Genomic DNA, 17,860 nt, shown 5'->3' with positions numbered 1-17,860 from the left:
CCCCTGTGTTGTATGCCGGATACGCGCAGCGTTATCCGGCATTTTCCCCGGCGGCGCGGTGCTTGCCGGGGCTACATCTGAGGACTCATGCTATGCCTGATGACCATCGCGTTTACAATTATTCCGCCGTCCTGATGGGATCGCCCATTCTCCTCAAACTCTTTTCCCATGACGAAGCCCTCGCGTCCCGCGTATTTCGCTTAATCAAACAGTACGAAGATCTGCTTACCGTTAACCGCGCGCACTCTGAAGTTATGGAAATCAACCATGCGGCGGGGCAGCGGCCCGTCAGCGTCAGCCGTCCGGTGTTCGAGCTGATCCGCTGCGCAAAAGCGGCGAGTCTGCTCAAGGACAGCGCGTTTAACCTGGCGATTGGCCCGCTGGTGAAACGGTGGAAAATCGGCTTTCGCGGCGACAGCGTGCCGCCCGCCGAAGACATCGCCGCCTTGCTGGCGATTACCCGTCCTGAGGATGTGCTGCTGGATGAGGCCAGCAGTAGCGTCTTTTTGATCCAAAAAGGGATGGAGATCGACCTGGGCGCCATCGCCAAAGGCTATATCGCCGACAGGGTGCGGGATTATCTGCGCAAAGAGGGCGCTGAACTCGGGCTGATCAACCTCGGGGGCAATATCCAGACGCTGGGCTCGCCGGAGGGGGGCTGGAGCGTGGGGCTTAAAAAACCGTTTGCGGGTGATGGGCTGATTGGCGCGATGACGGTAGAGAACCGCTCCGTGGTGACGTCGGGAACCTATGAACGCTACTTTGAACAAAACGGCAGGCGCTACCACCATATCCTTGACCCGCGTACCGGGTATCCGCTGGATAACGAACTGGACAGCGTGACCATCATTTCAAACGATTCCATCGACGGGGATATCTGGACCACGCTGATGTACGGCATGGGCGTGGAGAAAGGCTGTGCGGTACTGCGTGCGCGACCTGATATTGAAGCGATCTTTGTGACCAAAACAAAAGAAGTGGTGCTCTCTTCAGCGCACCACTTCCGCTTTACTTTACTGGATAATAGTTACCGCATTACTGACAGTACTGTTTGAGCAGGCCTGTCTGCTCGGGCTGGAGACGGTAACGATATACCGGGCGCCCGGTAGCGCCATAGTGAATGCTGGTGAACAGAATATTGATTTGCGCCAGCCAGATCAGATATTTGCGGCAGGAGACGCGCGAGATATTCACCGCACTGGCCAGGTCATCGGTAGAAAACTCGGTCTCCGGGTGAGCGTCAATCCACTGGCAGATAGTGCGCAGCGTTTGCGGCGTTAACCCTTTTGGCAGCTTTTTGCTGTCTGCCAGCTCCGGCGCCCCGCCGTGGATCAGCCTGTCGACGTCCGCCTGCTCATAATACTGGTGCGAGCCCATCAGGCTGTGCTTTGCCTTCCAGCCGTTCAGCGCCTCTTCAAAGCGCGGGAACTGGAACGGTTTAATCAGATAATCCACCACGCCGTAATGGATAGAGGTCTGGATTGTCGCGGCGTCCGCAGCCGAAGAGATCATAATGACATCGATCGGGCGACCGGAGGCGCGGATCACCGGCAGCAGATCCAGCCCGTTATCCTGCTGCATGTAGACATCCAGCAGCACCAGATCAACCGGCTGGGCAGGGTTGTTAATAATGGCCTCGGCCTGGTTCAGCGTGGAGGCGACGCCGCAGCAGCTAAAGCCTTCAACACGGTTAACATACAGACGGTTGAGGTCGGCTACCATGGCGTCATCATCGACAATTAATACATTTATCACGCGATATTCCTCTCGCTATCCCAGGGGATGTGAACAAAAAATTGGGTAAATACGCCAGGTTCAGATTCGACGGTGATATCACCGCCCAGGTTCTGAATTTGCTGGCGGGCAAGGAACAGCCCAACGCCCCGGTTTTCACCTTTTGTTGAGAAGCCTTTAGTAAAAATAGTCTCCAGCTGGGCGGGATCAATTCCCGGGCCGTCATCGCTGACTTCACAGCTGAGCCAGCCATTCTGATAGTGCAGCAGCAGGGTGATTTCGCCTTCCGGCTGGCCCTCCATTGCGTCCAGTGCGTTTTCAATCAAGTTTCCGAGCACGGTGACCAGCACCGCGACCTGCTCTTCGTTGGCGGTATCCGGTATCTGGCACTCATCCGCCAGGGTGAGGGTGATCCCCGCTTCTTTCGCCCGGTTGATTTTACCCAGCAGGAACCCGGCAATCACCGGGGATTTCACCTTGCTCTGGATGGCGCCAATGTCCGTCTGATAATTGTGCGCGGTCTGCAGGATGTACTCTTCCAGCTTGTCGTAGCGCTTGATATGCAGCAGGCCCAGGATCACGTGCAGTTTGTTCATAAACTCGTGCGTGTGGGCGCGCAGGGCGTCGACGTAATTCACCATGCCGTCGATGCGCTGCATTAGCTGGCTGATTTCGGTTTTATCGCGGAAGGTGGTGATGGCACCTATCACCCGCTCCTGGCTTTTCACCGGCACCATGTTGCACAGCAGCAGCCGTCCGTTGCAGCTGATCTCCTGATCCTGACGCGCGATGCCCGTCTTTGACACCTCACGCAGGCTGGCCAGCAGGGGCGCGCTGGCGTTTTCGGTCTGCTTGCCGGAGGGCAGGAGCAATATCTCTCTGGCGGTGTGGTTTATCATCGTCACGCGGCCATGAATATCGACCGCTAACACTCCTTCGCGCAGCGACTGCAGCATCGCCTGCCGTTGCTCAAAAAGCGCGGAGATTTCATACGGCTCCAGCCCGAACAGGATGCGTTTCAGAACGCGAACCAGTCCCCAGATCGCCATGGAGCTCATAAAGATACTGAACAAAATGGTCCAGACGGCGTTGAGTCGCCCGCGGGCGATCTGGTCTTCCACTTTTTTTAGCGAGATGCCGACCACCACCACGCCGATCTGCTCGTTCTGGCTGTCATACACGGGCGTAAATACGCGAAGGGCTTCCGCGAGCGCGCCCCGGTTAACGGAGACGTTCTCTTTCCCTTCCAGCGCCGGGTTCAGATCGTCGCCGATAAAATGCAGGCCAATCAGCGCTTCGTTCGGGTGCGAATAGCGAATACCGCGCATGTCGGTGACCACGGTCAGCAGCAGGTCGTTGCGTTTTGTAACGCCCTGGGCGATGGGCTGGATGATATCGGCTTGCGGCGGTTGCATCAGGCCGCGCTGGATCTCCGGGCTGTTCGCCAGCGTTCGGGCAATACCCAGCGCCGTATCTTTGACGTCATCGCGGGTTGCCCGGGTGATCTGCACTGAATAGAGCGCAAAGACCAGCAGCAGCACAGAGGCGATGATCGCGCACACCATCAACGTGACCAGCGTGTTCAGTTTCATGGGGCGCTTGCGCGTCTGGGGAAAGGGCTGCAAATCGCTCATCAACACTCCGCGATGAAGAAGAAAGGGGTAATTATCGCCGATGACGCGCTTTTCTTAAAGCTGTGTAAAAGCATGCATTTGCTCCGCTTTTCGTGACCCTCCTCGCATGTCATCCATATAAAACACTTTATAGTGTGTGGGTACTCATAATAAGGAGGCTGTTTATGAGCATTATGCTTACCGGTTCGGTCAAGGAAAGACGGCACGCCAGCACGATGAATATCGATAGATTGTCCACGCTGGACATGCTGAAAGTCATTCACCAGGATGATGCACTTATCTCCGCTGCAATCACCCCTTTTTTACCCATTATTGCCCGTGTGGTGGATAACGCCGCCGCGACCCTGAGCCACGGGGGGCGTCTGGTTATGGTTGGCGCGGGGTCGTCCGGCTGTGTGGCGAAACAGGCGGCGGATGAGTATGCCCCGGGTAAAACCCCGGTGATTGCCATCACGGCGGACGACGATGCGACAAGCTACGAGCGCGGCGTTGCCGACCTGCAGGCGATTAACTTTGGCGAGCACGATATGATGCTGGCGGTCACCGTAAGCGGAAAAACGCCGTGGGTCTGGGGCGCCATGCGGCATGCGTGGTCGCTCGGTTCACCGGTGGCGGTGATTACCGATAATGCGCAAAGCGAAGCGGCTCAGCTGGCAAGTATGGTGATTGCGCCAGAGCTGGGCCCGGATGTGGTTGCCGGGTATCTGAATACCAAAGCGGCCATTGCGCAGAAAATGATCCTCTCTATGGTGACCACCGGGCTGGCCGTCCGCACCGGGCGGGTTTACAGCAACCTGCGCGTGGATTTGGAGGCGAGCAGCACCCAGTGGGCTGAACGGCAAATCGCGATAGTGATGGAAGCGGGGGGATGCACCCGAGCGGTAGCAAAAGCCGCGCTGGAGAGCTGTAACCATAACTGCAAAACGGCGGTGCTGATGGTGCTGACCGGGCTGGATGCCTGGAAAGCGCATGAGTTGCTTGCGCAGAACAACGGGTTCATTCGGGTGGCGTTGCAGGAAGCGCCGTAATAGAGAGCGCAGGAATAAAAAAAGGCCGCGATTGCGGCCTTTGGTGTTTTGGGGGATTAGAACTGGTAGGTCATGCCTACGCCAACGATGTCATCGGTGGAGATGCCATTGGCTTCGTAGAAGCGATCATCGTTATCCAGCAGGTTGATTTTGTAATCAACATAGGTGGAGAAGTTTTTATTGAAAGTGTAGGTCATGCCAACATCGATATAGTTCACGAGATCAACATCACCGTGCTGGCCCTGAGGATTACTGCGGTTACCTGGGTAAGTCATGTCTTTACCCTTAGAGTAAACCCATGCCAGGGATGGACGCAGACCGAAGTCGAACTGATATTGTGCTACTGCTTCGAAGTTCTGAGTTTGATCCGCGATTCCATAATCACCATATGGCGTCATATTGCGAGTTTCAGCATACATCATCGCCAGATAGATGTTGTTAGCATCATATTTCGCACCCAGAGTCCATGCTTCTGCTGTTTTACCGCCCGCGTAACGAGCGCTGTATTTCTCACCGTAACCTTCTTGTTTGTTGCTACGATCAGAGGAAGAATATGCCGCACCCAGGCTCAGGCCGAAATCGAAATCATAGGTGGTAGACATACCGAAGCCGTCGCCATTCTGGAAACGCACGTCGTCATGACCATTTTTGGTTCCTTCCTGATCTTCTGTCGCGTCCTGACCTTCATTCGCGCCTTGATATTGCAGCGCAAAATTCAGACCTTCAACCAGACCAAAGAAATCCGTATTACGGTAGGTCGCCAGACCGTTAGCACGGCCATTCATAAAGTTATCAGTCCAGGTGTAGGAATCACCACCAAATACCGGCAGCATATCGGTCCAGGCTTCTACATCATAGACGACACCATAATTACGGCCATAATCAAATGAACCGTATTCGCCATATTTCAGACCCGCATAGGCCAGACGGTTAAAGGATTTATCACCGGCGGACTCAGTATTATTTGCGTAGGTTTTATATTCCCACTGGCCGTAACCGATCAGATCGTTGGTGATCTGGGTTTCACCTTTGAAGCCAACCTGCACATAGGTTTCATCGCCATCGTCGCCAGGGTTGTCAGAGAAGGTATGACGTGCATCGACTTTACCGTACAGGTCAACTTTATTACCGTCTTTATTGTACATCTCAGCGGCATTTGCTGCGCCAGCCATTAATAACGCGGGTACAAGAATGGCCAATACTTTTCTTTTCATTATATATTCCCTTTAGAGATAATTTATATGAATATATGTAATCACGCTCCGCAACTACAGCGTCGATACTATTCCAGGAAAGGGGGTTTAAGTTCAATAATAAATGTAATTAAATGGGTAAAAATATTACTAAATATTTCTAAGTGTCGCTTTATTTTTCTCGTGAATTATAGTTTGAAATATATATTGGTTAATTATTGTTAAGTATTTTTCGTGGTTATTTTATAAATTCTATTATTAGCATTAATTATATTTCTCCGAATTAAACACTCACCAGTCGTCCTCTTCTGTAACCTTGCCCAGGATCAACTTAAGGCAAACTGAGCGTCAGAAACCTTCACACAGCACAGGGTTTAATGCCAAAATGTGACGATTATCACAAAACCAGAGTAAGCATGTGCAAACGGTACGGCAGTGACCGTGGAGTGTAAGATGGAACGAAAAATCGAACGCAGCCTGGGAGGCAAACTGGCCCTGTGGGTGTTTTACGCTTTTTGCGGTTACTTTGTCTGGGCGATGGCCCGGTATGTTTGGGTCATCAGTAAAATACCGTCGCTGCCGAATGCGGCAGTGGAGGGGGATTTGGGGTCGACCAGCGGCAAATGGCTTGGGGCATTGCTGGGGTTTCTGGTGCTGGGCACGGTCGGCCTGATCCTGGGCGGGATTGCGTGGTACACCCGTCCCCGTCAGGACAACTCGTGATAGCGTCCGGGAAAGTTGCTATTGTAACCATTTTAACAACAGGACGTGATGATGGAACTTACGCAGTGGCAGCAACGTTTTGAGCGCTGGCTCGGGGAAAACCACACCACCGACGACACCGCGCATGATATTTCGCACTTTCGTCGCGTCTGGATGACGGCGCAAAAAATCATGGCTAACCAGGCGGTCGAGCCGCTGGTGATCCTGACCGCCTGCTATTTCCACGATATTGTCAGCCTGCCGAAAAACCATCCTGAACGCGGCCAGTCATCCCGGCTGGCAGCGCGTAAAACGCGTGAGATCCTGCATCGCGACTTCCCGGACTTTCCCCCCGCGCATTATGACGCCGTGGCGCATGCTATTGAGGCGCACAGCTTCAGCGCCGGGATCGCGCCGCAGAGTCTGGAAGCGAAAATTGTGCAGGACGCTGACCGGCTGGAAGCGTTAGGGGCAATTGGCCTGGCGCGCGTGTTTGCCGTTTCGGGGGCGCTGGGCGTGCCGCTTTTTGACGCACACGATCCCTTTGCTGACGCGCGAACCCCTGATGACCGGGCGTTTGCCCTCGACCATTTTCAGACCAAGCTGCTGCGCCTGCCTGATACAATGCAAACAGAAATGGGGCGCGAGCTGGCACGCCACAACGCCGATTTTCTCATCCAGTTTATGGCAAAACTGAGTGCCGAATTACAGGGTGACTGCCTGGGGCTGGATAGCCAGGTACTGAGCCGCTTCCGTCGCAGTTTGCACCGTTGAACTGTGGTAATCTGTTTCCAGTCTTTATTGTCCGGTTAAAAGAATGCAGGAAAATCGATCAGTGAGTGAGCCCGCACCTGAGCAGGCTGAGAAATCAACGGCAACGGTGCAGGCGCTGCTGCGCCAGCTGCTGGATATCTATGATGCCAAAACCCTCGCCAGCCAGCTCATGGCACACGGTGAGGGCCACTGGAGCCCGGCAATCATTAAGAGACTTATCACCAGCGAGCGGGCAGGGCATCGCCTGAGCGACGGCGAGTTTCGTTATCTGCAAACATTGCTTCCGCGTCCTTCCGCCGCCCATCCCCATTATGCCTTCCGCTTTATCGATCTGTTTGCCGGTATCGGGGGCATTCGACACGGATTTGAAGCCATCGGCGGACAGTGCGTCTTCACCAGCGAGTGGAACAAACACGCGGTCCGCACCTATAAAGCCAACTGGTATTGTGACCCGGACGCGCATCAGTTCAACGCGGATATCCGCGATGTCACGCTGAGCCATAAAAGCGGCGTGAGCGATGAAGAGGCGGCAGAGCATATTCGCCAGAACATCCCGGCGCATGACGTACTGCTGGCGGGCTTCCCGTGTCAGCCATTCTCGCTCGCCGGGGTATCGAAGAAAAATGCCCTCGGACGTGCCCACGGTTTTGCCTGCGATACGCAGGGAACCCTGTTTTTTGATGTCGCCCGTATTATCGATGCCCGCCGTCCGGCCATTTTTGTGCTGGAAAACGTCAAGAATTTAAAGAGTCATGACGGCGGCAAAACCTTCCGCATTATTATGCAGACGCTGGATGAGCTGGGCTACGACGTGGCGGACTCCCAGGATATGGGTGCCGATGATCCGAAAATCATTGACGGGAAACACTTCCTGCCCCAGCACCGGGAACGTATTGTGCTGGTCGGGTTCCGCCGCGATCTCAACCTGAAAGGTGATTTTACCCTGCGGGATATCCCGTCGCTCTATCCGGCGCGCCGTCCGTCCGTCGCCGATCTTCTTGAGCCCGCCGTCGACGCGAAATTTATCCTCACCCCGGTGCTGTGGAAGTACCTCTATCGCTATGCCAAAAAGCATCAGGCAAAAGGCAACGGTTTTGGTTTTGGCCTGGTCAACCCGAACGATCCGCACTGTGTCACCCGCACCTTGTCCGCGCGCTATTACAAAGACGGTGCGGAGATCCTGATCGATCGTGGCTGGGACAAAGCGCTGGGCGAGAAAGACTTTGATAACCCTGAGAACCAGCGTCATCGTCCTCGTCGCTTAACCCCACGCGAGTGCGCGCGGCTTATGGGGTTTGAGACGCCGCAGGAGTACAGCTTCCGCATTCCGGTCTCTGATACGCAGGCCTACCGACAGTTTGGCAACTCGGTGGTGGTGCCCGCCTTTGCGGCGGTGGCGAAACTGCTGTCCTCACGCATTAAACAGGCGGTTGCCCTGCGCCAGAGTGAGGCCGTCAATGACGGATGTGCACAATAAGGCGACGCGCAGTAAAAACATGCGTGCCATCGGCACGCGTGATACGGCGATTGAGAAACGCCTCGCCGGGCTACTGACCGAGGCAGGCTTTGACTTTCGGGTGCAGGATGCCGCACTTGCCGGGCGTCCTGATTTCGTCATTGATGCCTATGAGTGCATTATCTTTACCCACGGCTGCTTCTGGCACCGTCACGACTGCTATCTGTTTAAAGTCCCGGCGACGCGCACCGATTTCTGGCTGGAGAAGATTGGCAAAAACGTCCAGCGCGATCGGCGGGATATCGGAACGCTTGTCGAACAGGGATGGCGGGTGCTGGTGGTGTGGGAGTGTGCGCTACGCGGCAGACTGAAGCTGAACGATCGGGATCTGACCGAACGGCTGGAAGAGTGGATCTGCGGCGGCGGTCAGACCGCGCAGATCGACACTCAGGGTATTCATCCGTTTACGGTTTCTCCACCTGACACGGCACCACCTCAGGCTTAGCGGGCAGCAGGTATTTCCCCAGCGTGACCAGCACCACGGCAAACACAATTACGCCCAGCGCCAGCCATTCAACCGGCGACAGCGTTTCACCGCCGAGTCCCGTACCCAGCAGCACGGCAACCACCGGGTTAACGTAGGCGTAACTGGTGGCGACCGCCGGAGAGACGTTGCGGATGAGGAACATGTACGCATTAATGGCAATGATGGAGCCAAACAGCGCCAGATAACCCACGGCGAGGAAGCCAGACAGATCCGGCATGGTTGTCAGCGTTTCGCCCGTCAGCGTGGAGGCAATCAGCAGCACAATGCCTGCGGCAAGCATCTCAATGGCGCCTGCCATCATGCCGGACGGCAGCTCAATACGCGAACCGTAGACGGAGCCAAACGCCCAGCTCATGGATCCGATAAGGATAATGACGGCCCCCCACGGGTTACCGCTCAGGTTACCGCCGCTGTTGAGCAGAATGATCCCGGCGAGCCCAATTCCAATCCCCAGCCATTCCAGCTTGCGGGTGCGAATGCCGAAAAGACGGCTAAAGCAGAGCGTGAACAGCGGGACGGTGGCGACCACCACCGCCGCGATGCCGGAGGGCACGTTCTGATGTTCAGCAACCGTGACAAAGCCGTTGCCCACGGCCAGCAGCAGCAGGCCAATCAGCGCCGCATTCAGCATCGGGCGCAGCGGAGGGAGTTTATGTCCGCGCAGCAGCAGGAAGGCCATCAGCAGGACGCCAGCCGAGAGAAAACGGATACCCGCCATCATCAGCGGAGGCCAGCTTTCCACCCCAATGCGAATGACGAAGTAGGTTGACCCCCAGATGATATACAGCGAAAAGAGCGCCCCCATGAGCGGTAGTAAGTGCCGAAAACGCATAGTCCCTCACGACGAAATAAAAAGTTCGCTCATAGTAAACGCCAAAACTACCGGGCTGGCGAGCCCTTTAATTGTGTAGTTGCTGTGAAATTTTTGTTGACGCAATGTGCCTGTTTCCGGGTGTGCGGTTTTGTTCCATACTATTCACTTAATTAGCAAAAAAAGAAGGATAGTCATTTTGGCGGGAAGTAGCTTATTAACATTGCTGGACGATATTGCCACCTTGCTGGACGATATTTCCGTTATGGGAAAACTGGCGGCGAAGAAAACAGCAGGGGTTCTGGGGGATGATTTATCGTTAAATGCGCAACAGGTAAGCGGGGTGCGGGCTAACCGCGAGTTGCCGGTAGTATGGGGCGTGGCGAAAGGCTCATTCCTCAACAAGGTGATTCTGGTGCCGCTGGCGCTGCTGATCAGCGCCTTTATCCCTTGGGCGATTACGCCGCTGCTGATGATTGGCGGCGCATTTTTATGCTTTGAAGGGGTAGAGAAGGTGCTGCACTCCTTCGCCGCGAGGAAGAAGCACGACACGCCAGAAATGCGCCAGCAGCGTCTGGAAGCGCTGGCGGCACAGGATCCAAAAACTTTCGAACGCGATAAAATCAAGGGCGCCGTTCGTACCGACTTTATTCTGTCGGCGGAGATTGTGGCTATTACCCTGGGTATCGTGTCTGAATCGCCGCTGCTGAATCAGGTGCTGATCCTCTCCGGGATCGCCATTCTCGTGACGGTGGGGGTTTACGGCCTGGTGGGGCTTATCGTTAAACTCGACGACATTGGCCTCTGGCTGGAAGCGAAATCGAGCGCGGTAGCGAAAGGGATTGGTAAAAGCCTGCTGGTGCTCGCCCCGTGGTTGATGAAGAGTCTTTCCGTGGTGGGGACGCTGGCGATGTTCCTTGTCGGCGGTGGGATTGTGGTACACGGTATTGCGCCGCTGCACCATGCGATAGAACATTTTGCTGCACAGCAGGGCGCCGTGGTGGCGGCCATTTTGCCTACGCTGCTTAATCTGGTGCTGGGCTTAATTGTGGGCAGTATCGTGGTCGCCGCAGTGAAGCTGGTTGAAAAGCTGCGCGGTACGGCGCACTAATTGTTACCCGCGCCAGGATGCAAAAAGGCCATTCCTCGTCTAAATTGAAACAGTTTCACCCTGATACAGGAGGCAGGTATGGTCTTTTTGGTCAGTGATGAAGTTAAGCCTAAGAAGGGCGGCCCACGTATGATTGTCACCGGCTATTCCAGCGGAATGGTGGAGTGTCGGTGGCATGACGGTTACAGCATCAAGCGGGAAGCGTTTCGTGAAGATGAGCTTCAGCCGGGTGACGGGCGGCAAAAGCGTGACAAGGCTTAATCACTTAACGCCCGGCCTTGCCGGGCGTTTTTATATCAAGTATCGGGTGTAAGGAAGCGATCAGGGAGTATGTGTGCAGCGTGATACCTTTGTTGTAAGACGAACTTTTCTGCAATGGCTGCATAAGCGTAGCAATCCAGGTGCGATTGTTAATCTCTGTTTTCTGGTGGTACTGGTTTTTTCGACCCTCCTCACCTGGCGTGAAGTGGTGGTGCTGGAAGATGCCTATATCTCAAGCCAGCGTAACCATCTGGAAACGGTGGCCACGTCGCTGGACAGACAGCTTCAGTTCAGCGTGGACAAACTGCTTTTTTTTCGCCAGAGCATGCGCGATGCGCTCCAGACGCCGCTGGCGTTTGATGTCCTGCGTGCAGCGGTGACACGCTTCAATGCAGACCGGTCTCGTCCTTTCTGGCAACTTGCCGTGGATACAAAACGTACGCTGCCCATCAACGGCGTATCGGATGCCTTTGTTGAAAAGACCACGCTGCTTAATCGCGACGATGAACTTCTCGATAATGAAGTGTCTGCTGCGCTTGAAGTGGGCTATTTGCTCAGGCTGGCCTCACCGGTCATGCGCAGCGAAGAACGGGTGGTCTATGTCTCCCGCGCCGGGTTTTACCTCTCCACGGAGACAGCGACAAAGACTGCCGATATTATCCCGCGCTATTACCATCTGGTGACCCAGCCCTGGTTTACGCAGCAAACGGAACGTAACAACCGTGCGCGCGCGGTGTTGTGGTTTATCACTTCGCCGTCAACCTGGACGGGCAACGAGCGCATGATCACCGCAAGCGTACCCATCTATTTTGACCATTACTGGTACGGCGTGGTGGCGATGGATTTTTCTCTCAATACCATGAAACGGATGCTGGCCGACGCGACGGATGACCACGCCGAGGGTGAATATCAGCTGTATGATACCCGGCTCAATATGATTGCCTCTTCTGAAGCGTCTACAAGCGAGGCCAACCATTTTGATGAGCGTGAAACGGCACAGATTGCGCATGCTATTGAGAACAATACCGGCGGCGGGATCCGGCTCGGCAGCCGTTTTGTCAGCTGGGAGCGGCTCGACCATTTTGACGGGGTTATCCTGCGGGTGCATACCCTGCATGAAGGGGTAAAAGGCGACTTCGGCAGCATCAGTATCGTGCTGGCGCTCCTGTGGGCGCTCTTCACCGCCATGCTGCTGATCTCCTGGCTGGTGATCCGCCGGATGGTCAGCAACATGTACACGCTCCAGCACTCGTTGCAGTGGCAGGCCTGGCACGATCCGCTCACCCGCCTCCATAACCGTGGGGCGCTGTTCGAGCGGGCAAAAGCGCTGGCCGGGCAATGTCAGGCGCAGTCGCTGCCGTTCTCGGTGGTGCAGATCGATCTCGATTATTTTAAAAGCATCAACGACCGCTTCGGCCATCAGGCCGGAGATAAGGTGCTGTCCCATGCGGCGGGGCTGATTGCCAGCGCCCTGCGTAAGAACGACGTTGCCGGGCGCGTGGGCGGGGAAGAGTTTTGCGTGGTCCTGCCGGGTATCGGGCTGGAGGAGGCGAGAGCGGTGGCGGAACGCATACGCTCACGCATCGACAGCAAAGAGCTCCTGGTGAAAAAGAGTACGACGTTGCGTATCAGCGCGTCGATGGGGGTCAGCTGCGCGCAGGAGAAGGGGAATTATGACTTCGAACAACTGCAGTCGATAGCGGATGCCCGGCTGTATCTGGCAAAACAGCGCGGCCGCAACCAGGTGGTGTGGAACGATCAGGACAAGAAGTGATCCAGCCCTTCATGCCAGCCCGCCGGTCCTGATTGCTGCGTGTGATACACCCGGGCAGGGTTATCGTCGCGCAGCGTGATGCCCTGGCGGTTAATGCCCTTGATCACCACCGCGAAGTCGACGCTGTCGAGCAGGGGCGCATCATTCGGACCATCGCCCAGCCCGAGCGTCGTGGGCATGATGCCTTCCTGTTCGCGATACTGCGCAATCAGCCAGTTCACCGCCACGTCCTTCCCGCAGCAGGCGTCCAGAATGTGCCAGAAGCGGGCACCCTGCAGGCATTTCAGACCGCGCTGCGCCAGCTCCTCTTCAAACTGCACCATTTTCTCATCGGTGTCGCGCCAGATGAGCGTGACAGAGGCTTCATGTTTACGCGCAAGCGTGGAACGATAGCGGCTCAGCCCCGTCCATTCGCCGATCACCCGGTCATCGACATCGTCAAAGGTGGTGAATTTATACCCTGCCTGCAGGCGGATTTGCTCGATGTACGGGCGAATGTCGCGGTGGAGCATTCCCATAGTATGGCGCTGCGCCTTTTCCCAACGGACATCGGGCTGGATGACTGCGCCGTTTTCGGCAATAAAGGGTAACCCCTCGAGGCCCAGATCCTGCTGAATATCCTGCATCTCCGCTGCGGTTTTGCTGCTGCACAGAATGAGCGGTACCTGAAAATCCTGCAGCTTATCCAGCCAGGGCATTGCCGGCTGCCAGGCGTAGGTATGAATATCCAGCAACGAACCATCCAGGTCGGAAAAAACCAGCAGGGTGTCCTGCAGGGAAGGCCGTGCAGCTCCCGATTGCGAATAGCGCTTCATCTAAGAATATTCCTAAAAAAATAGGACTGTCGGAAGGGAAACGTGCGGAACCGATCCCGCCAAACCCGCATTCGACGTACCTTGCTGCTCATAACAAAAATTCACGTTTAAAAAATATAATATTCGCCACGAGAATATATGCTTGTCAGGCAAAATCGTTGAGGATAGTGTTTCGACTACATCAGATTTCCTGGTGTAACGAATTTTCAAGTGCTTCTTGCATAAGCAAGTTTGATCCCGGCCATCCCCATGACCGGGATTTTTTTCGTCCTAACGATTCGCTTCAGACACGCTAAAGTCATGGATATCAAGCTCGAAGGCCTCGGCCAGTTCACGGTAGGTGTGATAATCCCTTCCGTTGACGATGACCCGGTCAGAGTTGTCATCCGTACGACGAACTTCTGACTCACTGATCTCATTGATGGCGGCCAACAGGGCATCGACATCCACTTCGACCTCGCGTTTGATGGTGTCGCTGTACTCTTTATCGGTCTTCATTTCGGGGTCCTCATTCAACCGTGTCCAACATTGATTATAGACTGAACACAAAAACGCCATTCGCGCGCCGTGGCGATGTGTGATTTTGCGTTTTGTTCTACACTGGCTCAAAACCACAGGAGGAACGTATGAAGGTTAACGATCGGGTTACTGTCAAAACGGACGGTGGACCGCGCCGCCCGGGGGTGGTACTGGCAATTGAAGAGTTTAGTGAAGGTACAATGTATCTGGTATCACTGGAAGACTACCCGCTCGGCATCTGGTTCTTTAACGAACTGGGGCATCCGGATGGCATCTTTGTGGAAAAAGCGGAGTAATACGGCGTCGGGTGCCCGGGTGCGTGCCCGACAGCGCCCGTAAAAGCAAAAATCTCTGGCCAGGCCAGAGATCGTGTAGGGTACTCAAGGTCTTATGCAACTAACGCATGTTGACGAAAATCCCGTTCGTCACATTATCGGTCAGGCGGACAACGTGGTAGATCACTTGCTTATTATGGGTTTTAATCTTCCTTTTAATATTTCCTTTATGTGACGAAACGGTTTTCGCTTTAATATTCATCTGGTCTGAAATTTGAATCGTTCCTTGCCCGGCCATCCACATTCGCAGCATGCTTGATTCAGTTCTGCTTAATGATAGGGTGGGTAAGTTAACCGCTCCTACATTCTTAACTTCCTTATTCAAATAATCCCCCAGAATGTCATCCAGCGACTCTGGTTTTATCGATTTAGAACTGATCAATAAATTTTTACGGACCAACAAATACTCATCGAAATGGATATTTGCGATCGCCATAAAAACAATAAACAGGGTTTTAGGATGCTGATTAATGATTTGCTTAATGTGCTGACTGTTGGCTGGATCGTGAATGAAACAGTCCTCATTAATAAACACCACGCCTGGTTTGAGTTCATCACAAGCGGCTGCGAGCTCCTCAACGGTGTGTGCGTCGTTGATGTCTCTCTTTCTTACCCCTCTGCTTGCCAGATACCCGGTTAACCCTAGCCGGGTGTAGCTGCATAAATCCATAATGATCGTTGACATGGCATACCCTCACTCAATGCGTAACGATAATTCACCATCTGCCTGAGAGCTCATAAACAGCCATACGGGATGGAAAAAATTAATAAACCTGTGAGCATGACAAAGACTTTCAGGCGGACTCACTATCCCGTAAAGTTACGTATAATTTGCCAGGAATCATCTTAAAGTAAAGTAAATATTAAGTATTGTGAGGTGGTTAGAAACAATTAAACCGCGTCAGATATATCCTGGAAGATGTTTTTCGTGTTTTATTTTAGGAATATCCTCAGAAAGACAATATCAACTGTGAGGACTATTATTTACGTGGCAGCTCGCTGACAATATCCGCTAAGAGGTTGAATATCTCGCCGAATAAATGCTCACAGAAGGGGGCGATAAGTGGCATTAGCAATGACATTAATAAAATTCCCACCGTCAGCGTCAGCGGAAAACCAATGACGAACACCGACAGTTGCGGGGCCATGCGGTTGAGTAAACCCAACGCCAGGTTCACGGTCAGGAGCAGGGTGATGATCGGCAGTGCCAGCATCAATCCGTTGAGGAACACCAGCCCTGCGGCGCGGGTGAGTGCCAGGAACGCATTGCTGTTAACCGGGTTTTCCCCAATGGGCAGCGTGTGGAAGGTGTCCACCAGCATGGAGATGAGCCACAGATGGCCGTTAAATGACAGGAAAAGCAGCATCGCCAGCATATCGATAATGCGCGCCAGCACCGGCATGTTGAGGTGGCTGCCGGGGTCGACAAACGTGGCGAACGATAGCCCCATCTGCAGGCCGATCAGTTCCCCGGCGGTGCGCACGGCCGCAAAGGCCAGCTGCATGGTAAAACCCACCGCGACGCCAATCAGAATTTGCTGCAACGCCACCCATACCGCATTGGCCGAGAAGATCGGAATATTCACCGGAGGCAGGGAAGGGGCAACGATGATGGTGATGATGATGCCCAGCCCCACTTTGACCCGCTTCGGGATCGCTTTCTCGCTCAGAATCGGGGCGGTGGTGATCAGCGCCAGGATGCGCAGCATGGGCCAGAAATAGACCCCAAGCCACTGAATCCACTGGTCGCTGGTAAAATGGAGCATCGTCGCGTCAGCCGATGATGTACGGCAGATTGGTAAACAGGTTACGCATGTAGTCCAGCAGTAGATTGAGCATCCACGGCCCGGCAACAATGATTGCCACGAACACGGCGATGATTTTCGGAATGAACGAGAGCGTCATTTCGTTAATCTGCGTGGCGGCCTGCAGAATACTGATGATCAGACCGGTCACCAGGGCGACAAGCAGCAGCGGCGCGGCAACGGCAATCGCGATTTTCATCGCTTCCGTGCCCATCATCATGACCGATTCTGGCGTCATTGCGCGCTCCTCAACTGTAGAAACTCTGCGCCAGCGAACTAACCAGCAGCTGCCAGCCGTCGACCAGCACAAAGAGCATGATCTTAAAGGGCAGGGCAATGGTGGCTGGTGGTACCATCATCATACCGAGCGCCATCAGTACGCTGGCGATCACCAGGTCGATAATCAGGAACGGAATAAAGATGGTAAAGCCAATCTGGAAGGCGGTTTTCAGCTCGCTGGTGACGTACGCAGGCAGCAGTATGCGCATCGGCACGGCTTCCGGGCCCTGCAGCTCCCCGGTGTTGGAAAGGCGGGCAAAGAGGGCCAGATCCGCTTCGCGCGTCTGGCGCAGCATGAATTCACGCAGCGGCTGCGCGCCTTTCTCCAGCGCCTCCTGCATGGAGATTTTATCTTCACTGAACGGCTGGTAGGCGTCGGTATAAATCTTATCGATCACCGGCGACATAATAAAAAAGGTCAAAAACAGGGCCAGGCCCAGCAGCACCTGGTTCGGCGGCGCGGAAGGGGTACCCAGCGCGTTTCGCAGCAGGCCAAAGACAATGATGATGCGGGTAAAGCTGGTCATCATCAGCAGGATCGCCGGAATAAAGGTCAGCGAGGTGATGAACACCAGCGTCTGAACCGGGAGCGACCAGCTTTGTCCGCCGCCCGCCAGAGGGGTTGAAACCAGACCGGGCAGTTGCGCATAAACCGCAGGAGCAAACAGGCCAACGCCCGCGAGCGTCAGGGATAACAAACGGCGCATCAGGATCTCCCGGAACGCTTAAGCAAACTCTTCATGACGGACTGGAAATCCGCAGGGGTTTCTGCACGCTCATCACTGATAGCAGGGTCGGGCGGCAGTTTATGTAAAACGTTGACGTTTGACGCGGTGACGCCCAGCACCAGCCGTGCGTCCTCAACGTCTACGATGACCACGCGCTCGCGTGGACCCAGTGTTGTACTGGCGCTGACCTTCAGACCGCGCGTCCCGGCGGTTTTACCCGCCAGGCCAAAACGCTTCGCCAGCCAGGCGGCGATAAGAATAAAGGCAATAATACCGAGCAACGCGCCGCTCACCTGGAGCAGCGGTGAGCCGGGAACGGCGGAAGGTTGTGATACTGTTGCCTGGGTTTTCATT

Annotated in this window: 20 protein-coding genes and 1 pseudogene; 10 read left to right on the top strand and 11 right to left on the bottom strand. The window is 54.7% G+C overall.

What is annotated here, in order from left to right:
- Window positions 1–92 precede the first annotated feature (92 nt).
- Window positions 93–1,055, top strand: a complete 963-nt coding sequence (locus VF709_RS02550; RefSeq protein ID WP_149896260.1) for an FAD:protein FMN transferase — start codon at window positions 93–95, stop codon at window positions 1,053–1,055.
- Here the strand turns inward: VF709_RS02550 and dcuR are convergent.
- The gene (dcuR, locus tag VF709_RS02545) at window positions 1,036–1,755 is read right to left on the bottom strand and encodes a two-component system response regulator DcuR (RefSeq protein WP_013097755.1); all 720 of its coding nucleotides are present in this window, start codon (window positions 1,753–1,755) and stop codon (window positions 1,036–1,038) included. The genes VF709_RS02550 and dcuR overlap by 20 nt on opposite strands.
- Window positions 1,752–3,368: a sensor histidine kinase gene (locus tag VF709_RS02540; RefSeq protein ID WP_149896261.1), complete on the bottom strand. Its 1,617-nt coding sequence runs from the start codon at window positions 3,366–3,368 to the stop codon at window positions 1,752–1,754. Before VF709_RS02540 ends, dcuR begins: the two co-directional genes overlap by 4 nt.
- Window positions 3,369–3,532: 164 nt before the next feature.
- On the opposite strand from VF709_RS02540, the gene VF709_RS02535 reads away from it, so the two are divergent.
- A complete protein-coding gene (locus VF709_RS02535; protein WP_038419993.1) occupies window positions 3,533–4,396 on the top strand; it encodes an N-acetylmuramic acid 6-phosphate etherase in 864 nt (287 codons plus the stop codon).
- 56 nt (window positions 4,397–4,452) lie between these two features.
- Here VF709_RS02535 and ompC read toward each other — a convergent pair whose 3' ends face one another.
- Complete coding sequence (ompC, locus tag VF709_RS02530) at window positions 4,453–5,610, bottom strand: porin OmpC (protein WP_013097752.1); 1,158 nt, start codon at window positions 5,608–5,610, stop codon at window positions 4,453–4,455.
- 432 nt (window positions 5,611–6,042) lie between these two features.
- Here ompC and drpB point away from each other — a divergent pair, with 432 nt between their 5' ends.
- From drpB to VF709_RS02510, 4 genes are all read left to right on the top strand, one after another.
- Window positions 6,043–6,312 (top strand): cell division protein DrpB, encoded by a 270-nt coding sequence (drpB, locus tag VF709_RS02525; protein WP_013097751.1) that lies wholly within the window; start codon window positions 6,043–6,045, stop codon window positions 6,310–6,312.
- 51 nt (window positions 6,313–6,363) lie between these two features.
- Window positions 6,364–7,065 carry a phosphohydrolase gene (locus VF709_RS02520; protein ID WP_108452976.1) on the top strand — a complete coding sequence of 234 codons (702 nt, stop codon included), beginning with the start codon at window positions 6,364–6,366 and terminating at the stop codon, window positions 7,063–7,065.
- Between the two features lie 61 nt (window positions 7,066–7,126).
- The gene (locus VF709_RS02515) at window positions 7,127–8,542 is read left to right on the top strand and encodes a DNA cytosine methyltransferase (protein ID WP_149896262.1); all 1,416 of its coding nucleotides are present in this window, start codon (window positions 7,127–7,129) and stop codon (window positions 8,540–8,542) included.
- Window positions 8,523–9,026 carry a very short patch repair endonuclease gene (locus tag VF709_RS02510; protein WP_038979677.1) on the top strand — a complete coding sequence of 168 codons (504 nt, stop codon included), beginning with the start codon at window positions 8,523–8,525 and terminating at the stop codon, window positions 9,024–9,026. Before VF709_RS02515 ends, VF709_RS02510 begins: the two co-directional genes overlap by 20 nt.
- On the opposite strand, the gene yedA is transcribed toward VF709_RS02510, so the two are convergent.
- Window positions 8,986–9,900 carry a drug/metabolite exporter YedA gene (gene yedA / locus VF709_RS02505; protein ID WP_149896263.1) on the bottom strand — a complete coding sequence of 305 codons (915 nt, stop codon included), beginning with the start codon at window positions 9,898–9,900 and terminating at the stop codon, window positions 8,986–8,988. The two genes, VF709_RS02510 and yedA, sit on opposite strands and share 41 nt — an antisense overlap.
- A 169-nt stretch (window positions 9,901–10,069) precedes the next feature.
- Between yedA and VF709_RS02500 the strand changes: the two genes are divergently transcribed.
- The 3 genes from VF709_RS02500 to dgcQ all read left to right on the top strand — a co-directional run bounded on the left by VF709_RS02500 (window position 10,070) and on the right by dgcQ (window position 13,025).
- On the top strand, window positions 10,070–10,990 hold the full coding sequence (locus VF709_RS02500; protein WP_172645256.1) for a DUF808 domain-containing protein: 921 nt from the start codon (window positions 10,070–10,072) through the stop codon (window positions 10,988–10,990).
- Window positions 10,991–11,068: 78 nt separating this feature from the next.
- Window positions 11,069–11,251, top strand: coding sequence for a YodC family protein (locus tag VF709_RS02495; RefSeq protein WP_013097745.1), 183 nt, complete (start codon window positions 11,069–11,071; stop codon window positions 11,249–11,251).
- Window positions 11,252–11,324: 73 nt separating this feature from the next.
- Window positions 11,325–13,025: a cellulose biosynthesis regulator diguanylate cyclase DgcQ gene (gene dgcQ, locus VF709_RS02490; protein ID WP_038419982.1), complete on the top strand. Its 1,701-nt coding sequence runs from the start codon at window positions 11,325–11,327 to the stop codon at window positions 13,023–13,025.
- Here dgcQ and VF709_RS02485 read toward each other — a convergent pair.
- On the bottom strand, window positions 13,010–13,840 hold the full coding sequence (locus tag VF709_RS02485) for a mannosyl-3-phosphoglycerate phosphatase-related protein (protein WP_038419981.1): 831 nt from the start codon (window positions 13,838–13,840) through the stop codon (window positions 13,010–13,012). The genes dgcQ and VF709_RS02485 overlap by 16 nt on opposite strands.
- A gap of 270 nt (window positions 13,841–14,110) precedes the next feature.
- Window positions 14,111–14,338 carry a YodD family peroxide/acid resistance protein gene (gene yodD / locus VF709_RS02480; RefSeq protein WP_013097742.1) on the bottom strand — a complete coding sequence of 76 codons (228 nt, stop codon included), beginning with the start codon at window positions 14,336–14,338 and terminating at the stop codon, window positions 14,111–14,113.
- Between the two features lie 128 nt (window positions 14,339–14,466).
- On the opposite strand from yodD, the gene dsrB reads away from it, so the two are divergent.
- Window positions 14,467–14,655, top strand: coding sequence for a protein DsrB (dsrB, locus tag VF709_RS02475; protein ID WP_013097741.1), 189 nt, complete (start codon window positions 14,467–14,469; stop codon window positions 14,653–14,655).
- 100 nt (window positions 14,656–14,755) lie between these two features.
- Here dsrB and rcsA read toward each other — a convergent pair whose 3' ends face one another.
- The 5 genes and pseudogenes from rcsA to fliO all read right to left on the bottom strand — a co-directional run bounded on the left by rcsA (window position 14,756) and on the right by fliO (window position 17,859).
- Window positions 14,756–15,379, bottom strand: a complete 624-nt coding sequence (gene rcsA / locus VF709_RS02470) for a transcriptional regulator RcsA (RefSeq protein WP_013097740.1) — start codon at window positions 15,377–15,379, stop codon at window positions 14,756–14,758.
- A gap of 279 nt (window positions 15,380–15,658) precedes the next feature.
- Window positions 15,659–16,460: pseudogene (gene fliR / locus VF709_RS02465) on the bottom strand (flagellar biosynthetic protein FliR).
- Window positions 16,461–16,467: 7 nt separating this feature from the next.
- On the bottom strand, window positions 16,468–16,737 hold the full coding sequence (fliQ, locus tag VF709_RS02460; RefSeq protein ID WP_008500315.1) for a flagellar biosynthesis protein FliQ: 270 nt from the start codon (window positions 16,735–16,737) through the stop codon (window positions 16,468–16,470).
- Window positions 16,738–16,747: 10 nt separating this feature from the next.
- A complete protein-coding gene (gene fliP, locus VF709_RS02455; RefSeq protein ID WP_013097738.1) occupies window positions 16,748–17,485 on the bottom strand; it encodes a flagellar type III secretion system pore protein FliP in 738 nt (245 codons plus the stop codon).
- The gene (gene fliO / locus VF709_RS02450; RefSeq protein ID WP_062728803.1) at window positions 17,485–17,859 is read right to left on the bottom strand and encodes a flagellar biosynthetic protein FliO; all 375 of its coding nucleotides are present in this window, start codon (window positions 17,857–17,859) and stop codon (window positions 17,485–17,487) included. Before fliO ends, fliP begins: the two co-directional genes overlap by 1 nt.
- Window position 17,860 lies beyond the last annotated feature (1 nt).

Source organism: Enterobacter sp. Lyrl_3, from assembly GCF_051948675.1.
GTDB classification, from domain to species: Bacteria; Pseudomonadota; Gammaproteobacteria; order Enterobacterales; family Enterobacteriaceae; genus Enterobacter; species Enterobacter cloacae.
This window is presented reverse-complemented; position numbering and strand designations above follow the sequence as displayed.